This is a genomic window from Pseudomonas sp. Sample_14, assembly GCF_004307515.1.
GTDB lineage: Bacteria > Pseudomonadota > Gammaproteobacteria > Pseudomonadales > Pseudomonadaceae > Aquipseudomonas > Aquipseudomonas atacamensis.
The window spans coordinates 92,020-109,044 of the sequence record NZ_RCOC01000064.1 but is presented as its reverse complement, the minus strand read 5'-3'; the positions used below and the strand labels follow the sequence as shown (position 1 = coordinate 109,044).

Annotated in this window: 16 protein-coding genes; 2 read left to right on the top strand and 14 right to left on the bottom strand. The window is 56.5% G+C overall.

Going from position 1 to position 17,025, the window contains the following annotated elements:
- Positions 1-170: 170 nt before the first annotated feature.
- Entirely contained in the window at positions 171-1,316 is a 1,146-nt protein-coding gene (locus tag D8U61_RS15310; RefSeq protein WP_177433337.1) for an HNH endonuclease, read from the top strand.
- Positions 1,317-1,422: 106 nt separating this feature from the next.
- On the opposite strand, the gene D8U61_RS15305 is transcribed toward D8U61_RS15310, so the two are convergent.
- The 5 genes from D8U61_RS15305 to D8U61_RS15285 form a co-directional block, all read right to left on the bottom strand.
- Positions 1,423-1,596: a hypothetical protein gene (locus tag D8U61_RS15305; RefSeq protein WP_241663626.1), complete on the bottom strand. Its 174-nt coding sequence runs from the start codon at positions 1,594-1,596 to the stop codon at positions 1,423-1,425.
- Positions 1,597-1,728: 132 nt separating this feature from the next.
- Positions 1,729-2,643, bottom strand: coding sequence for a hypothetical protein (locus D8U61_RS15300; protein WP_241663625.1), 915 nt, complete (start codon positions 2,641-2,643; stop codon positions 1,729-1,731).
- A 38-nt stretch (positions 2,644-2,681) separates the two neighbouring features.
- Positions 2,682-3,011, bottom strand: a complete 330-nt coding sequence (locus D8U61_RS15295) for a hypothetical protein (RefSeq protein WP_130927211.1) — start codon at positions 3,009-3,011, stop codon at positions 2,682-2,684.
- 537 nt (positions 3,012-3,548) lie between these two features.
- Positions 3,549-3,776 (bottom strand): BPSL0761 family protein, encoded by a 228-nt coding sequence (locus D8U61_RS28260; RefSeq protein ID WP_347237681.1) that lies wholly within the window; start codon positions 3,774-3,776, stop codon positions 3,549-3,551.
- A 124-nt stretch (positions 3,777-3,900) separates the two neighbouring features.
- Complete coding sequence (locus D8U61_RS15285; protein ID WP_130927222.1) at positions 3,901-4,677, bottom strand: NAD-dependent deacylase; 777 nt, start codon at positions 4,675-4,677, stop codon at positions 3,901-3,903.
- A 1,228-nt stretch (positions 4,678-5,905) separates the two neighbouring features.
- On the opposite strand from D8U61_RS15285, the gene D8U61_RS15275 reads away from it, so the two are divergent.
- On the top strand, positions 5,906-6,607 hold the full coding sequence (locus D8U61_RS15275; protein WP_130927208.1) for a hypothetical protein: 702 nt from the start codon (positions 5,906-5,908) through the stop codon (positions 6,605-6,607).
- A gap of 20 nt (positions 6,608-6,627) precedes the next feature.
- On the opposite strand, the gene D8U61_RS15270 is transcribed toward D8U61_RS15275, so the two are convergent.
- The 9 genes from D8U61_RS15270 to D8U61_RS15230 form a co-directional block, all read right to left on the bottom strand.
- On the bottom strand, positions 6,628-7,131 hold the full coding sequence (locus D8U61_RS15270; RefSeq protein WP_130927207.1) for an HAD domain-containing protein: 504 nt from the start codon (positions 7,129-7,131) through the stop codon (positions 6,628-6,630).
- Between the two features lie 153 nt (positions 7,132-7,284).
- The gene (locus tag D8U61_RS15265; RefSeq protein ID WP_130927206.1) at positions 7,285-7,707 is read right to left on the bottom strand and encodes a TetR family transcriptional regulator; all 423 of its coding nucleotides are present in this window, start codon (positions 7,705-7,707) and stop codon (positions 7,285-7,287) included.
- Positions 7,704-9,587, bottom strand: coding sequence for an integrase (locus D8U61_RS15260; protein WP_130927205.1), 1,884 nt, complete (start codon positions 9,585-9,587; stop codon positions 7,704-7,706). The genes D8U61_RS15265 and D8U61_RS15260 overlap by 4 nt, the downstream gene beginning before the upstream one ends.
- Complete coding sequence (locus D8U61_RS15255) at positions 9,584-11,260, bottom strand: hypothetical protein (RefSeq protein WP_130927204.1); 1,677 nt, start codon at positions 11,258-11,260, stop codon at positions 9,584-9,586. The genes D8U61_RS15260 and D8U61_RS15255 overlap by 4 nt, the downstream gene beginning before the upstream one ends.
- Entirely contained in the window at positions 11,260-12,408 is a 1,149-nt protein-coding gene (locus tag D8U61_RS15250) for a tyrosine-type recombinase/integrase (protein WP_130927203.1), read from the bottom strand. Before D8U61_RS15250 ends, D8U61_RS15255 begins: the two co-directional genes overlap by 1 nt.
- 155 nt (positions 12,409-12,563) lie before the next feature.
- Complete coding sequence (locus tag D8U61_RS15245; RefSeq protein WP_130927202.1) at positions 12,564-13,727, bottom strand: DUF4350 domain-containing protein; 1,164 nt, start codon at positions 13,725-13,727, stop codon at positions 12,564-12,566.
- Positions 13,724-15,262 carry a DUF4129 domain-containing protein gene (locus D8U61_RS15240; RefSeq protein ID WP_130927201.1) on the bottom strand — a complete coding sequence of 513 codons (1,539 nt, stop codon included), beginning with the start codon at positions 15,260-15,262 and terminating at the stop codon, positions 13,724-13,726. The genes D8U61_RS15245 and D8U61_RS15240 overlap by 4 nt, the downstream gene beginning before the upstream one ends.
- Entirely contained in the window at positions 15,249-16,226 is a 978-nt protein-coding gene (locus tag D8U61_RS15235) for a stage II sporulation protein M (RefSeq protein WP_130927200.1), read from the bottom strand. The genes D8U61_RS15240 and D8U61_RS15235 overlap by 14 nt, the downstream gene beginning before the upstream one ends.
- Complete coding sequence (locus D8U61_RS15230; protein WP_016773474.1) at positions 16,223-16,939, bottom strand: RDD family protein; 717 nt, start codon at positions 16,937-16,939, stop codon at positions 16,223-16,225. The genes D8U61_RS15235 and D8U61_RS15230 overlap by 4 nt, the downstream gene beginning before the upstream one ends.
- Between the last annotated feature and the right edge of the window lie 86 nt (positions 16,940-17,025).

Here is a 17,025-nt window from a genome sequence, read left to right as displayed (position 1 = left end):
ACATTCCAACTACGTGTCATTTTGAGCAAAAAAACTGACGCTTGGCTGGCGTGGGCGTGGGCGTGGGCGTCGCGGCAAATGGCTGGGCGGTCGAACGCAGAGGGTGGCCAAATGGATTGCAATTTCGCAGAATGATTTTAGGACGGACTTCACAGATGAGGTATCACGTTATGGACAAGGAAGACTCATACAAGGTTTGCGCCTTCTGCAACGTGGATCTAGTCGGGCAATCGAGGTCTCAAGAACATGTGATTCCGAATTCCATTGGTGGGCGGCTCAAAACCGCTGAATTCATTTGTGCAAGATGCAATAACACAAAAGGCGATAGCTGGGATTCCGAGCTTGCTCAACAGCTCAACTGGTTTTCGTTATCGCTTGGTATTACCAGAGAGCGTGGCTTGCCGCCCGGACAGCTAGTTAATACCGTAGACGGGCGTCAGTACACGCTTTTACCGGATGGGTCTTTCTCCCCTAAATCGAGCTATTCAGAAGAGCTTGTTGATGGAAAGAAAAGAATCCACATCGTCGCGGCATCAGTTCGCGAGGCGAAGAAAAGACTAAGCGGAGTTGCAAAGAAGCACCCGACATTCAACTTGGAACAAGCGCTATCGGAGCTGGAGATTCAAACTGCTTACCTGGATAGTCCCCTAACGGTGGAGCTCAGTCTCGGTGGAAAGGCATCTGGGCGTTCGCTCGTCAAGACAGCGTTAGCGTTTGCCTCTTACTGTCGGGTACCGCATCGAGAATTTGGCAAGGCACTTGACTACCTGCTGGACGCTCAAGCTGAACCGCCCTATGGACACGCTTACCTGAGTGATCTGGTGATCAACCGGGACAGCAAAACGATATTCCATTGCGTTGCCTTGAAGAGCGACTCCGACAAGAACAGGCTCTGGTCCTATATTGAGTACTTCGGAATGTTCCGGGTCCTAGTTCTTATCAACGATAACTACGTGGGCCCGGTGATAGATGAGACCTATGCGATAAATCCTATAACCGGTGAGGAAATCGAAGTTGAGGTTAACAGTAACATTGCCGATGAGGAGTTTATCAAGGTCATAAGCGGCTACGGTATCGACCCCGTTGTCCAAAGAGCTGCTGCGGATTTGGCCTTGCCAATCTTGATCGAGAGAAGTGAGCAGCGAACGCTTGAAGGTGCCGTCAGGGCAGGCTTTGCATATGCGGCCAAGACTCTGGGCATAGCTGAGGGTGAGGAAATACCTATAGAAAGAGCTAAGGAATTTACAGCGCTGATGATGGAAAAGATCACCCCCTATCTCTCTCACCTGATACGCAGCAATCGTCAACACCTTTAAGGCTATACCGTGGCCAAATAGGAAGCCAAAAAAGGCAGCCGAAGGGATAGTGCCGAATATAATAGGAAAGGTGCCTGCCGTGCGAGCAGCAGGCACGGGCATCTGATTACATTTTTCCTTGTGCCTTTGCATTAGCGAAGTCACTGAAAACCTTTGCGATCATTGCCTCACCTGCTGCTACTGAGGACACACTTCTGGCGACAACGACCTCGCCGTTGTTCAAAACAACAGCCAGGTAAGGAAGGCCTGGACCTGGTGGATCGTACACGACACCTTTCATATTCATTGCTCCAATTTAAAAACCAATGTAGCGGATGTATGTTTCGTTAGGAAGGAAAATGCCACACCATAACGATACCTTGATCCGCCAGCTATATCAGGACTCGAGAGCATTGCCACTATGCTCGCAACATCAATCCTCCGCCTGCTCTTGTACCCCCAGATCTCGATACCTTTGCTTACCCCACACGCTAGGATCTGGAGTCACCTCAATCACCGTGGTCGGCGGAGTGTTAATACGAAACCCTGGCTCCATTTTTGCCCGCATTTCGAGGTACTGGCCAAGGAAGGCGTCGTACGCAAGGCGGGGCGCGTACTGCACGTTTCCTTTCTGGTCAACCGCTTCGCCATGGTAGAAAAAGTCCACACCCTGTGCGAGTGGCAGTGACAAACTGGCGATAGGCTTGTAGTCACCCTCATAAAAAGTGAGTCGCAGCTTGGCCTTGGTTCCGTACAGCAGCTCCATCTGTTCGGCGAACCAGTTGATGTATCTGTCGCCATTGATCCGTGTCGGTTCGACAGGCAATGTATAAGCACTGTCCAGGTCGCGGTTTTTACGCAGGCGGCTGGCCATGCCATTCAGCTCCAAACCTTCACCGAACTTAATGTCGACCTGTTCGCCTGCCTCGATCTTGATTGGCTTGTTCACTGAAAGCGCAGGCCACAGCAAGTTCTTGTAGCCGAATGAGCCACCGCTCTTGGACAGATTTGTCGCTTGCACGATCTCCCACTTGGCTGCTGTCAGGACAATGGGCGCCGCCGTGATGTTCGTCGCGCGCACGGTCAAGAAAACCTGCTCGTTAACGGATTGCTTGTAACCGCTAGGGCGTCCGAACATCGGAGTCGGGCTAAGCCAAGCCTCTGCGACAAAGAGCCTGCGGCCCTGACTCGCGGCAGTGATGTTGGTCAGGCGTTCCAACGCTTCTTTGGTGATACCGATACAATAACTTGTCCCCGATGCGCCCGCACCGCTGACGATGGACGAGCATGGTCCCGTGGTCTGCATATCTGGTGACTGCGCCAAGGCCAACGGAGGCATCACCAACATCGAAAGCATCATCGCCATACGGCGAAGTTTAGCCCCCCTCACGGCCGGGTATCGACTGTGGACTTAACCACAGCGCCTTGCCCGGTGACGATCGGCGAGGCCGCTCCGTGGGTGGACATTCCGTCCCTTACAGGGTTTTGTGCAGGCGTCGATTTAGTTGGCCCGGTGACGTGGACCTCGACCTTCGCGTCAGCTGCGGTAACGATGGGAGCGCCGTCATTATGAGTGGCAATAGAGGGGGCCGGTTGCTCCGCCGGATCGAGCTTGACGCCGAATCCATTGCGCTTTGCATCAATATGCAGCCCGCGATTTTGGACCAGTGCTGCAGCCACCAACAGTGCGGCTACAGCGACCAGCGTGATAGCCACAAACGATCTCTTCCGGCGGCTTCTCCCGCGCGCGCGCGTTCTGTGTGAGAAGTTGTTCAACTTCAAACTCCTGTAAATGATGGTTTCCGTATTCGTAGGGTCGCTGCACGCAGCAGCGGTTTCAAACTACTTACAAAGCTCACGAGAGTACATGAGCAAACTCATTCGTGATCTCGAAATCTTCGTTGCTCAACTTGCAATCCTGCGGCCAAGAGTTGGGCAGGTACTTCCCTGCCGCACGGGGGGTTAATCGGCATTGGCCCAGGTACAGACGCCAGCGAATCCGAAGACACTTGTTCTGCGCTGAAAAATGACGGCTTGACGCTAATCCGCCACTAGGTGAAGACAGGATCCGATTGAGATGGCCGTAAATATAGATCTTCAGCAACACCGCTGGGTGATATATACCTACATGCAGTGCAGGCCCTGCGTTATAACTGGCTGATTGCTGCTCTCCGCGAAGGGCAGCTTATGCCGATTTCTCCCTTTCACACCATCAGCTTTTGATCGCCTTAAGCTGTCATTCTTGATGGGAACTCACCAGTCTTTAATTGAGGAACAAAAAACGGGGCCGTATGTACCTATCCCCATTTTTTTCGCTTGCTCTTCAATGCGGCCAGCCTGCAGAACATCGTGCTTAGTCGGAAAGTGGCGTAAAAGGAAATGAGCGTTTTGTCTAATGCGTTCGGGCACTTCTGTGTCGCGAGCAAGTTCCCACAGGAAATCGTGAGTTTGTGCGACGGACCTGGTCCGTTCAAATGGCATTGTCATTTAATCCTCCACCGGGGAAATCGTCGGCCCAATTGCGGTCAACCAGATTCTGTAGCCAAAATGCGCAAGTCAACTCGGTGCGATCTCCTAAGGTATGCTCGAATAACTGCTTCAAAGTTCAAGTCTCCGGGGGGAGGGGCGTTTCTATCTTTTTGAGCAGCGTCGGCAGCACGTCTGCGGCAGCCCCCATCAGCATGAACTCCTTCGGTTCACCCATTGCGACATCCACCTTATTCACATGAACGACTGAAGCTCCAGATGCTAATGCAAGGTCGGGAAGGCCTGCGGCGGGCATGACGATCCCTGAGGTGCCCACTGAGATCAGAAGATCGCAATCCTTCACCAGTTGTACTGCAGCTTTCCAGGCTTGGGGCGGCAAATCCTCTCCGTACCAGACCACCGCAGGACGCATCCTGCCGTTACAACGCAGGCACCTAGGAGGCTCGAACAGGGCTCCCTCATCCGGTATAGCTGATTGATCTAGTGACACAAGTGCAGGCCGATGGCAGGCGAAGCACTTGGGCATTGCCAAACTGCCATGTAAATGCACGACATTTAACGAGCCAGCTCGCTCGTGGAGGTCGTCAATATTCTGGGTGATAACAGAAATCTGGCGCTGTGAGTCCGCCATGTGAGCTATTGCAAGATGCGCTGCATTTGGCTCTGTTTGGGCGACGCGCAGCCGACGCCATAGATACCATCCCCATACCAATGCCGGGTTTTCCCTAAAGGCCTTGGCAGTCTCTAAGTCCCTTGGATCGAACCCTGCCCAGATTCCAGAAAGTTTTTCCCTGTACGTGGGAATGCCGCTATCGGCGGAGATGCCCGCGCCGGTGAAAAAGACCACCTTCCTGGCGTTCTGCAGTGCGTCTACAGCTTGCTCTATGACCGTCATGGTACCAATCTTGCTCCTGCCCACCGCTTTGGCGTTCACTGAGCCGTCGTTGATATTTTGAGTACTTGGTAAGGCCCCTCAGCTTTTGTTGATATCCCATCTTTGTGTTTTGGGCAACCGCGCTCCCGTAGAGATTTTTAGAGCAAGGCGGATGAGATGAGCGAAGCCGCCGCGACTAAACGGGCCATTTAAATTTGCTGGTTCGGTCAGCAACCAACTGCCGAGATTGGGCAAGTGAGCATGACGGGTTCGCCATCTTTACCAGCTCCGGCGGGATGATGGATATCCAGAGACTTCGATACACGGGCTCAGGAATGATTGGATCTTACGACGCCAGAGGAGCGCGCGGAACACGCGGTGCCGCCAGATGGCCAGTCTTCAATGGCCTCCGAATGGTAGAACGTTGACCGTGCGATTGGCTGAGTAAGCAATCAAGTATGCCTACTCTTCGAAACAGCCGAACACCTGCGAGGCGCTGAATGTAGGGGTGAATGGTAGAAGACTGGGATGAACTCTACTACGACATTCAATAAATATCACCGGAGAATTCTCCGCCAAATTTGGCGGCTCTCAGCAACTGAGATCACCTAGAGACCTATTTCGGCTAGCTCTGTTTGGATCCGTTCAAGCAATTGCTCCTTGTTGGCATGCTCGTTTGATGTGAGGTAGCCAGCCACAATTATGCTTATCGGATGAACTCCGAGAACATCTGCCATTTGCTCAATTTTATCTAGCGACGCACTGCCTCTTCCTGCTTCGAGGTTGCTTATATAGGGTTGGCTCGGACCTAGGCTTTCCTGCGAAATCTCTCTCTTGAGTCGATATGACTTGATGGAGTTGCCAATGGCCCGCTTGAGTTCCAATCGCATGAATGCTTCTCGCAAAAGGAACGATAAGGCCGGTCAAAGCTCTTTTGTTCTATACTGCATACAGTATAAATTGGCCTGGCTACCTCATTTTTCTTCTGAGAGAGGCGTTTTTCAACGACTGGAACGGATTGGTGTCATTCAGCTTTTTCAATCTTCGTGGAGTAGATCGTCGATTCACCATATTGAAAAAGTACGTTTACCGGACCTTTCGCGATAGAAAGGCCCCGGTGAGTGTTGGCCACTCTCTTTCCCCGTTTTGCTTCAACACAACTCATACCGTTGCTTTAGGGGATTAGTCACTTCGATAGTGGCTGTTCAGTGAGGGGAGCAGGCATTGTGTCAGCGAGATTGAGACGTCTATGAAAGAGAAGTCGCCACGTTTACCCGTTTTCATCGAGTTGCCGGAACGTGCGTTGCTTGAAGACGGAGCCCTTTTTGTCCGCTTGCGAACGCTCGCTGAGCTGGATGAGTTTTGGTCTGAGAATCGGGATAAATTTGCCTTCGCCTGTGAGGGAAAACTATCCGACCAACCTATTTTTTTGCATGAGTATGAATGGGTGTTTGGCTCCACGAAGGCGGCAGTGGTGCGCACAGTTTTACGTTGGGGGCAGTCCGGAATTGAATGTGAATTTTATAATTGGGCTCATCATGATCCTCAAATGCATGAGATGTTTTTTGGGGATCGCGATGCATACCGCGACTCCATGATTCAAAAAGGCATTTGGTCAGAGAAGGAAGAGGCAAGTTTTCGTGTCGACTCAGTCCGCCGATCTGCCGCGACATATCGTGGATGGTGGCGAATTTGCAATTTGCCCAGTGGATTCAGTTCCAGTGAGTGGCTGGATGGCGGCAAGGGTCATGAGGAGTTGAGCGATCCTCAGATGCCCTATGATGAGGTTGCGATCACCCTCCAGGAGCAAACATTCGATGATTGGCGACAGTCCGATTTTGGAGAAATCGAAGCGCATAATGTTGAAAGCATCGATGAGCTTATCCAGTACTGGAAGGATGAGCGCGCGAAGGGAGAGGACTATTATGGAGAGGAAAACCAGATTACTTAAGAATTCTGCAGAGGTGATAGTCAGAAGCACATTTCCCTAAGACGGCTTTTCAGCTCGTTTTGGGTGTGAGAGGAGCCAAGGCCTAAGGCAGGGTTGCATGCTACCAAGTGCCCTAATGAACTCTCCGCCCATCCTTGCCCATCATCATCAAGTGCAATCCATTTCTGCAGCTTTGCGCGGGCAGCGTACCGGCAAATTTGATTATACCTTGTGCTTCCATCCCACTGGGTTTCATCCACCCAGGTGTTAGCCATTGAGCTGTGCCATGTGGCACCGATGACACGTTCCTGCAGTTCTTGAGGTAGATAGCGAACAGCTCGCTTGTGGCCTAGGTGCCTAACCCAACTGGTGCTCAATACAAGTGAGACCATTGGGAACTCATCGAGTATCTCTGCAAGGATCGGCGCCCACATGAAAAGTACCCCTTCAGCCTTCAGTACCAGCCCCTGACGTCCAAAATAGGCGGCGTCCGGATGCAGCACACCATCAAAATCAAGGAACAGAATATGCGTATTCTTCTGCACCGGGCTTGCTCCATTTTATGTGTGGCCACCTGTGTGGTGCTGAGGGAATTCTGCCCTTTCCGCGGATTTTGGCTGATCAGATACCGAAAAGCATGACGTGCTGCAACTGAAAATTGTGAGGATTAATCAGGGTAGGTTAGGGAATAACAAAACCTACGGATTCCTCGAAACCAGATCGACCACCTTTCGATCGCTCATCTTGGCCTTTAACACGCGGTTTTCATCTAATATCACCTCATTGACTGACGCGAGATGGGCGATCTGCGCGCGCAATTCCTTTATCTCTTGACGGTATTCTGCGGCCTTCTTGCGCTGTGCAATCAAGTCTTGGTGCTTCACATCTCGCATGGCTCGACTAGAGCGTCCCTGTACCTCGCGGATAGCTTCGGCGATGCGTGGATAGTAGTTATGGATCAGTGCCGTCGATACGCCTGCCTCGCGGGCGACTGCGGCGATGGTTACTTTGGTTTCCCCGATACGAGACCGGCCTTTCTCAATGCGGGAGAGAGCGAGCTTCAGATCCTTCTCGCGATTCTCGGCAGGCTTGTAGTTGCTGGCCTTATCCTTGGGGTTCATGCGATTAAAGTCTCCGGGCCCATACCCAATTGTGCCAGTACGTCACGGCAGCGATTCAGGTCGCGCTGAACGCGCTGACGGCCGCCCTCGCCTATGTCTTGGCATTGCAGCAGCCCTTTCAGATCATCGTAGAGTCCCCGGTGGATTGCTGCGTGGCCGCGCCCGATCACGGCATGGTCGCAGTTGCCGCAGCGGGTACGCTCGAGGGTATTGCCGAGGCATCCGCCATTGTCTGCCGTGCACCAGGCATGGCCATTACTGCGAATCGCAGTGCTTTCGGCGATCGACTTCAGCATTGAGGCGTGATCCTTGAAGATCAGCAGGTTCTGCGGCTCCCGCTGCCAATGTTTGAGTGCGCGACCATAGCCCCCGGCTAGGGGTTCCTCTCCCAGCCAGTTATCAACGACGCCGAGTTTTATATCTTCCAACTCCCCCCGAATATCGGCATACAGATCAAGGTCCAGATGCTGTCCCCAGCTGTCGTCCATTGCGTAACCCAAAGTCATGTCCAGCGACCAGTGCGCGTAATGCTCCTTGAGGTAGCGCAGGTCACCGAAGCGGCTGTGTGCGGCGTAGTTGGCGAACTTGCGGCGGAACTGGTGACTGGTGAGATTCCAACTCATACCACAATCCTTGGCGAATGCCTTGAGGTATACGTTCCAATTGGCATTGGAAAGTGTACGTGCCTGAGTACCTCCCGAAGTTACGCCGAGAAAGAGCGCATGGCGGTGCTTGTGCGCCTCGACGATCTGCGGATCATGCGGGTTAGTACGGCGCCGCAGCGCGATCTCGGTGGTGATCATCGCTTGGTAGGGTGCGCACCAACGCTCCATCAGGCGCAGGGTACGCACAGCCGCCTCTGGGATCATCCAGTCATGGATACCGGCATCGGTCTTGTCCGACCGTGATTGCATCCAGTGGTAGACGATGCCCTCATCGTCTTGGGTGCGGTGGTGTGCACCTGAGCACAAGTTAGCCAGCTCGTGGTTGCGACAGCCAGAGGTGCTGGCTATGACAATGTAGCAGGACGTGCGCAGGTCGGTCAGCGCAGTATTGAATGCCCTCAGACCGCCCTCCCATCCTTGGATGTCGAGATGGTGGTTCTTCGCCCTTATTATGTCGAATGCCGAGAGCCTCTTTTGCTGCGACTCGACGGTAACCAGCGCATCGCGCAGGTCAAGCAGTTGCGGACCACGTTGAACCTGCTGGTAGGCCCGATCGAACAAAGTACAGAACACATCATCGGGCATGAGCGGCGTTGTGCTAGTCGGGGCGCCTCTGCCAATAAGCCCTGCCATCGCCCTCGCGGAAGTCTCGGGCCAAGGATGTTGTGGCATCGGATCTTCGGTGAAGTGGCTCAGTTCATGGAGCGCTTCGATGACCAAGAAGCGGCTATACAACCCCTTCTGCGACAGCGGCTTGTCCTTGCGGTTGACCTGGCGGTGCGCTTTACACGCCGCCACATAGGTCGCACAGATTAGTGGTGTCACTGCGCCCAGATGGTCGAGCTTCAGCGCTTCCAAGTGACGCAGGAATGGCTTTGCATCAATGAAAGTTTGTCGAAGCATGGCGCCTTTAGGGGCGCCCGTCAAACGGCGCCCTCGCCGTGAATAACGGTACAACACCGCCTTCATCATCGCCCGAAATGCCTGTGGTAAGGTCCCGAAGTCCAACCGTGTATGGCTGGCCGGTACATTGCTGGTGAAGCCGCCGAGTTGCCAGACATCGTCGCCGTAGTGGCTTAGGGTCACCCATTGCCCATCCACCTGAGTAGCGCTGATGATCAGAGCGTCGAATTTGGATTTGGGTAGCCCCCGCACATCGTCCGGCTGAGCAGCGATGGGAGGGACAATTAGCGCCGCGAAGATGCTGTCGCTCATGCGAAGACCTCCAAGCTGTCGATCAGATCAACCGACCAGAACGGGTGCGGCAGAATACGGGCGCGCTCACGGGCCGCCTCCACCGCTGCCGTCTTGAAGGAGCCGCGCCGCAGCCCCTCGGCGATGATGTAGTTATCAATCAAACGTGGGATGTGGGCGTACTCCCGTGTCCAGCGCCGCTTATCCATGCGCGAGCGCTCGGCCAGCACACGGAAGTAGAAGCTGAACAGCTTGTGCAGATCCTCGGCGGTGACCGCGTAGTGCTGGCAGCGCAGGCAGTTCATGAAGTTCATGCAGGTCGCTCCCTCGCGCTTCGGGGCGTACTGGCCATTCACCGGATCGGCGCAGCGCCCCATGGGTGTGTCTTTGTAGGAGGCACCTATGGACTGAGTCAACAATTCCTGCACCAGTACCTCACCCATGAACTGCCAGTTGCGACGGGCATCTTCGCCGGGGGCCAAGTAATTTTGGTCGGTTACCTGCGAGGTACTGCCGAGTGCCGCGGCGGTGGTTGCCAGATCGCCGTCGGTGAGCTCGAAGATGCGGTTGGCGAAGGTCTGACGCAGGCGTGAGACATTGATGCGCAGTGGCTCCCCGTCGCTGTCGATCAGGCCATACTCGGCTACAAGGCGGCTTGATGCCCAATTCAACGATTCTGCCTGCAACGCCGTGACTGGACCGAAACCCTTACGATTACGCTTGCGATAGAGCCACACGCGATCCTTGAAATCGTCCGGAGCCTCTGTAATGAAGGGAGCGGTCAGGGCTATCACGCGGCGGATTAGGCTTTCCACGTTGGTTCTCACTTTTGGCGTGGACTCCAGAAGACGCTCGGCGTCTGACTCGGCACGCACCGCCACCTTGCTAGTGTTGTAGCCCCGCCGTTTCCAAAGCACCAAGAACACGGTGTTGTCTTTTGGGTGCGGGCGCAGGCAGTCTCGGCTCATTTCCAGAAGTGGCGTAGTATTGCGCCCGGTGTGCAGCGCCACGACCAGCAGGGCGAAGGACAGCAGTTCGCTAGTCACATGCGCACTCTCGGACCAGATCGGCTTGATGGCCTGCCGCAGTGCCACCGTGAGCGCTTGCCGCTCGCGTTTGGACAGCGCCGTCTCGCCCTTGGCTTTGCGGTTGCTCATTGGGAAAGGATTACGAGGGAAAGTAGCCGCATCGCCGGAGGTAATCAGTGGAATCAGCTCCCGCCGTCCTAAGGCGAGCAGCACGGGTTTGGTGTGCGTGTAGAAACTCTTTTGAGTGACAGTTGACACACCCAGCCCGGCGAGATGGCCAAGATAGCTGTCGATCAAGTCTCGGTTTATATCGGTCAGAGCCAAGTCGCAGCCAAAAGCTGCTGCCCGCAGCATGCAGTAGTCGAGGAAAATGCGCAGCCCATTGCAATAACCACACACCGTGGTGGGCGCAACGGCGCCCTCCTGGCCTGCAAGGAAACGTTCAATTTGGCGCTGGCAGACGTAAGTGATGGTGTCGATACCAGCGCCATACCAGCGGGCAAAATCAAAGTTACGCCTATTGGTAGTGGTCCGCCCTAAGTTTACTGTGGTGTTTGTCGGAGGGATGGCTTCGGGCAGAATGACAACATTTCCTTCCGGGGTGTGGCTATGTTCGACTTGCGGGACGCTTAACTCTGTCTTAATAAATACCTTGTATTTGCCCATCAGGCCGCCCCCGCCAGTGCGTTCAACTCATCGTCATAGGCTAGCACCGCCTCGTCGGCCATTTCGTTGACCAGGTGCAGGTACACCATGGTCGTCTGAATCGAGCTGTGGCCGAGTTGCCGCTGAACGAACACCAAGGGATCCAACCCGTTCGAAGGGTTACGCTGAAGGCTGACTAAGGTATGGGTGGCGTAGGAATGCCGAAGCATATGCGTATGGACCTTAATTCCAGCCCGTTTGCCGATCCTGCTGATGATCCGGTTGAGGCTCTTGCCGTCGTCGCCATAAGGTTTACCGGACTGATTGAGGAACAGCGCCTGTGGCGAGGACTTGCTTAGCCAGGCGCGTTCACCGCGCACCTTCGTCGTATAGCGATAGAGTTCGGCCATGAATAGGCGGCTGACGTAAATATTTCTCGACTTTCTGCCCTTGGTCGCCATGCCGCTGCCGTCGAATGGATCGAGCCGGATACGGAGGTTGCGTTCGGTTCGTCCAGCCCTGTCTGGGTCGAAGACATACGCTAGCGGGAAGGCGGCGATTTCCTCTCGACGCAGACCCGTATGCAACGCTAGGCGCATCATCATTCGGTGATGGGGATTCTCCGCTACGGCCAAGAGCGACTTTATCTCGGCCATGCTCAGGAACTTGGGCAGGGTCTTGTGGACACGCGGCATCACATCGTTTGCCATAGTCTTGCCGCCACTGGCATCGACATGCGCAAGGAAGCCTGTTTCACGTCTCCCGGTGCGCTCTTCGTAGGTGAAGGGCAGGCGTTTAACCCATCCCTCCTTCAGTGCGTACTTATAGAACTTGCAGATGTAAGTCAGGCGCTGACGAGTAGTTTTCGGTGCCAGTTCGCATGTCTCCAGGCAATAACCCCGATAGGCCGCCAATAGGCTCTTTGTCTCGCCACGATCAACGTCGCGCCAGTCCAGTTCATGCGCTTGGAGAAAACTGAAGAAGTCGTAAAGGGCGCGCCCAGTACTGGGCCAGGAACGCTTTGATCCTATTTCCCCGCGAAGCAGGTAGTGGCGAAAGAACTGATTGACCGGGATGCAACTCTCCATCGAGTCCCACAGCAGAATTGGGAACCCCGGGTAGGGGTGCCCATCGATCACTAAATCCTTAGTCGCCCTCAGAAGCTCCATCTGACATCCCCTGCATTGATCAGACACCCAATCCCATTAGTCTGATTTAACAGATTCAGGGCCATTAGATCGCCCCTTAATCACCAGCTCAGGGTATGAGTTCGTAGGGGGCAATTTCTAATATAGTGGGAATCTAACGTTTGCAAGGAGTCAGATCATAACGCGTTCCTCAAGGTTTGCAGATGAGCGACCTGACGGCTGAATTCGGCGCTGGACAAACGCTGCTTCTGACGTGGGCTCAGGGCCTGGCTGATGGCGCGGGTGGGTTGCCGGGTCAGGCGCGATAACGCCAGCCATTGCTCGGCCACATTCAATTGATCGAAACCGGGATGGCGGCGGCGGGCGCGGCGCAGGATGTCTTGTTGCAAGGCTTGCAGCAGCGCCTGCTGGCCGTTGTGGCGCAGGAGGAAGTCGGCGCTCGCACGCAGATGCTCCAGCAGTTGGCGCCGACCCGCTGGGGCTGGCATTTGCACCGGGCCGTGACGCACGCCGGCCTGCCACAACCACAGGCCGATCAAGCCGAGCAGGGCGACGATGGCCTGCGGGAAGTAGCGCCAGAGCAAGGTCCACAAGCCATCGTGCGCGGTGTTGTAAATCAGCGTGACGTCGGTGTCGGCGCTCAGATACCAGAGCAGCCAGGCGTTGTCATATTTGCCGATAGCCGGGGTTTTCCACAGCTCGGCATCGGTGACCACGGTGATCGTGCCGAGGCCGTACACCCGTTGCATCATGTGCGTGGCTTTGGCGCTGTTGGCCCAGGCTTGCGCGACATTGTTCGGGTCGTCGAGGTGAAAGTCGGTGTCGAAACCGGCGTAGGCCGGCGCGTCTTCGTCTTCCAGGTACAGTTTGGTCAGTTTCGGGAAGCGGTCCTTTTCCACGTCCCTTGGTGGATCTTTCAAGTCCTTGCTCAGCGATTGGTGCAGTTGCACCTTGTCGAGCAGCAGATCATTGCTTTGCCCGGTTTGCGCATCCCACAACGATTCGGCGACGAACACCAGACGTCCTCCGGCGCGAGTCCAGTTCAACACCTGATCGACTTCACGCGGCGTCATCCGCGCGCGCTCGCCGAACAACAACAAGGTGTGGCTGTGCGGATCAATCTGCGGCAGCACCGCCAGGGTCTCGGCGTGACTGACCGCGAGGCCGCGCTCGCGCAGGAACATTTCCGCCGCCAGATAAGGATTGGCTTGCGCGGCAGGCGAGGGGCCGTGATCGACGGTTTCCTGATAGGGCCGGGCCTTGAGGTAGAGGAACAGGCTCAAGCCGCCCAGCAGCACAAGCGCCAGCGCAGCCAACGACCAGCCGATGCGCCGGTTCAATGCCCGGATCCTTTGCCGAACAATTCACGCCAGCCGTTGCACAGCTCTGCTTGCAGGTGCGCAGCTGGAAGTCGATGCCCGTAGGCCATGTTCTGCCAGTGAACAGTGAGGTTGCGGCTGTAGGCGAGCAGGTCCGGGCGTTGCAATTGCTCAATGCGGTTGAGGATCTGGCTCTCGGTGTCGGCGGCTTTCAGCGTCAGGTCGAAATCATGCAACAGATGACTAAGCAAGCCGCGATAAAGCAGACCCAGCGCGGCGCGAGGTTCGCTCAGCCACAATTGTTCGGCGCTGCTGGCAATGTCATCCGGCAGGGTTTCACGGTTCAGATCGAGGCCGAAGACTTGTGGCGACGCCGGCGGTTTGCTGCGCGCTGGCAGGTTCGGGCGGCGGCTGACGAAAGCCCCGAGGAATTCGCGATAACGCCAGGCCAGCCAGCCCAGCGCGGCAATCAGCGCGCCCCACAACAGCACCTCAATCACGCCGGCGAGGGTATCGAGGTGCCGACCGTCGAGCCAGCCGAGCAGGGTTTTCAGCCATTGCGGAACTTCACCCGCTTGCGCGTTCTCGGTGGGTTTTGCCGGGTCGTCGCCAAAGCGGTAACGGGTGACGCTTTCCTTGTTCTTGAACGGCGGTTGTTCGAGCAGCGACTGAATGCTGTCGCGCGAGGCCTGACTGGTCAGCGGCTGATTGAGCAATCGTGGAGCATCCGGCGCATCGCTGGCCCACACCGGTTGCAGGTTCGGCAGCAGCAGACACGCCGCCAGCAACACGCCGAGCACGCCGTTGTTCAAGCGCTGGCGCAAACGGCGGAAGACCAGCTCGATGTCCCAGGCTTCCAGTTGTGTGCGGCGGTTCAGGTACAGGCTGAAACCGCAGGCGACATACACCGGTCCCCAGGCCACCAGGATCAGCGCGTAAAAAACGTTGGTCAGGTGCTCCAGCCAGCGCCAGTCCTGATCGGCGGCTAGTAGTAGCGATTGCCAGTCCCAGTCGGTCTCGATCTGCTGCGGCAAGAGCATGTAGAACAGCAGCATCAAGCCGATCCACAGTGCGGTTTCCAGATGCACTCCGATGATCGTCAACCATTGCGCGGCGCCGCCGTTGCGTTGCAGCAGCACCTGCAGACGTTGTTGTCTGGCCTCGCCGTCGAGACCTTCGAGTTGCGTCACCGGCAGCACAAAGCTGCGACTCAGGCTCAGCCGGCGCCAGGTCAGACTCGCCAACAGTTGCGGCCTGAGCAGGCGTGGCCATTCACGCAAGGCTTGCTTGAGCGTCGGGGTTTCGCCGAACAGCGCTTTGGAGAGGATGTACAGCGGCAGGCGTTCGTAGGCCGGTTTCAGCCACCAGAAAATGAACACCGCCAGCGATGGCGAATCCCACAGCAACAGGCTGAGCAGGGCGAACAGCGGCAGGGTGACGATCGCCCAACTGCTCATCAACAACCGCCGATGCTGCTGGCTCATCAACACGCCCAGGTCCATGGCTTCCCAGGTCGTGCGCGGGCGGATCACTACGCTGGCGTCACTCAGGCGCATGGCGGGTCCTTCCGGCAAACAGCAGATACACCGCAACGGCCAGCCACAGCGAGGTGCCGACGGCGTATTTGGTCAGCGGCGTGACACTGGTTTTCGACGACCAGTAAGCCTCGATGAAGGCTGCGATCAACAGGAACAGCATGGCCCCACACACCAGCAACACGCTTTTGCGCGCGGCCAGACGCAGCGCCTCGCCACATGTCAGGCGTCCGGGGGCGATCAGCGCCCAGCCCAGCTTGAGGCCCGCCGCTCCGGCGAGGGCGATGGCGCTCAGTTCGAACGCGCCGTGACCAATCACGAACGACCAGAAGGTCTGGCCGAAACCGATCTCGCTGAGATGCCCGGCCACCGCGCCGATGATCATGCCGTTGTATAGCAGGAAGAATCCGCTGCCCACGCCCATCAGCAAACCGCTGGCGAATGCCTGAAAGGCGATGCCTGTGTTGTGCATGACGTAATAGCCGAACATCACCCAGTCTTCGCTGGCCGCCCGTTCGGCCGAGCGTCCGAGGTGGCCGGCAACGGGGTCGTACATGCCTTGCATCTCGCGCACCTGTTCGGCCGGGATCAGGTTGTAGATCAGTTCCGGGTTCAGATAAACCAGCACGCCGAAACCGATCAGGCTGCCGAAGAACAACAGGCTGGCGGCCGCAACGAAGCGCCACTGTTCGCGCACGAGTCGCGGGAAGTCCGCGAGGATAAAGCTGATGATGAGCGCCCCGAGGCGACTGCGATGCCGATAGAGCTGTTGATGGCCGCGCAGCACTTGCTGTTGCAATGAATCGATCAGAAAACTGCTGTAGCCACGCGCCTGGGCCAGAGCCAGATGTTGGCAGAGACGTCGATAGGCCTTGGGGAAATCGCTGACTTGCGCCGTATCCTTGCCGCGTTCGAGGCGTTCGAGCGCCACGGCGAAGCGCTCCCATTCGGCGTTGTGGCGACTTTCGAACAGGCTCTGCTTCATGGGGTCGGCCCCAACAAACCGCGCGCGATGCCGTTGAGTTCAGACACGGCCTTGGGCGCAGAGATGTGCAGCGGCTGCGCCAGCAATGCCGCCAGCTCGTTGACCCGTGCGGGAGAGAGTTCGGCCTGGCGCTCGGCGAAACCGAGTACCGCGCGTTGTTCGCTCAAGGTCAGTGGAACGGGGCAGCGACGAGGTTCGGCATCAGGCAATTGCGGTCGGCTCAGCGGCCGTTCGCTGTAAACCACCAACGTGCCGGCGGCAATGTCGCCGAGGCGTTTGAAGGTCGGGTGTTGCAGGCAACTGAGCGCACCGAGGAAATACCCGAAGGGCAGTAGATCGACAAAGCGCAGCAGGTTGCGCAATAGCGAAGCCGACCAACCGATCGGCGTGCCGTCATCGTGTACCACGCGCAAACCCAGCCATTGCTTACCCGGCGAGCGGCCCTGACGCAGCACCTCGAACAACACCATGTACCACCAGCTGATGGCAAACAGCAGCAAGGAACCGAGGCCCATGCCGAGCTTGCCGAGAAATGCCAGCGCGATGAACAGCACGCCGAGGATCAAGCCGCGAATGCCCAGATCGATGGCAAACGCCACGGCGCGCACCATCAGCCCAGCGGGACGCAACGGCAGATCGATGCCTTCCGGCGTTTCGACCTGATGGCGCGTATCCAGCGGTGCTTTCCTTCGCGGTGCTGTGGGCTCGAGCATGGGCTACCTGATGTTCGCCTGTTCGGGGTGCAAGTGCGCCTGATGCTAGCAGCCTCTCGGGTGTGGGAGCGAGCCTGCTCGCGAAT

Excerpts from the sequence above, each read along its gene's own strand:
- D8U61_RS15250 (WP_130927203.1), bottom strand. The coding sequence starts at position 12,408 with ATGGAGCTTCTGAGGGCGACTAAGGATTTAGTGATCGATGGGCACCCC.
- D8U61_RS15275 (WP_130927208.1), top strand. The coding sequence starts at position 5,906 with ATGAAAGAGAAGTCGCCACGTTTACCCGTTTTCATCGAGTTGCCGGAA.
- D8U61_RS15265 (WP_130927206.1), bottom strand. The coding sequence starts at position 7,707 with ATGAACCCCAAGGATAAGGCCAGCAACTACAAGCCTGCCGAGAATCGC.
- D8U61_RS15305 (WP_241663626.1), bottom strand. The coding sequence starts at position 1,596 with ATGAAAGGTGTCGTGTACGATCCACCAGGTCCAGGCCTTCCTTACCTG.
- D8U61_RS15235 (WP_130927200.1), bottom strand. The coding sequence starts at position 16,226 with ATGAAGCAGAGCCTGTTCGAAAGTCGCCACAACGCCGAATGGGAGCGC.
- D8U61_RS15285 (WP_130927222.1), bottom strand. The coding sequence starts at position 4,677 with ATGACGGTCATAGAGCAAGCTGTAGACGCACTGCAGAACGCCAGGAAG.
- D8U61_RS15310 (WP_177433337.1), top strand. The coding sequence starts at position 171 with ATGGACAAGGAAGACTCATACAAGGTTTGCGCCTTCTGCAACGTGGAT.
- D8U61_RS15240 (WP_130927201.1), bottom strand. The coding sequence starts at position 15,262 with ATGCGCCTGAGTGACGCCAGCGTAGTGATCCGCCCGCGCACGACCTGG.
- D8U61_RS15300 (WP_241663625.1), bottom strand. The coding sequence starts at position 2,643 with ATGTTGGTGATGCCTCCGTTGGCCTTGGCGCAGTCACCAGATATGCAG.
- D8U61_RS15260 (WP_130927205.1), bottom strand. The coding sequence starts at position 9,587 with ATGAGCGACAGCATCTTCGCGGCGCTAATTGTCCCTCCCATCGCTGCT.
- D8U61_RS15230 (WP_016773474.1), bottom strand. The coding sequence starts at position 16,939 with ATGCTCGAGCCCACAGCACCGCGAAGGAAAGCACCGCTGGATACGCGC.
- D8U61_RS28260 (WP_347237681.1), bottom strand. The coding sequence starts at position 3,776 with ATGCCATTTGAACGGACCAGGTCCGTCGCACAAACTCACGATTTCCTG.
- D8U61_RS15255 (WP_130927204.1), bottom strand. The coding sequence starts at position 11,260 with ATGGGCAAATACAAGGTATTTATTAAGACAGAGTTAAGCGTCCCGCAA.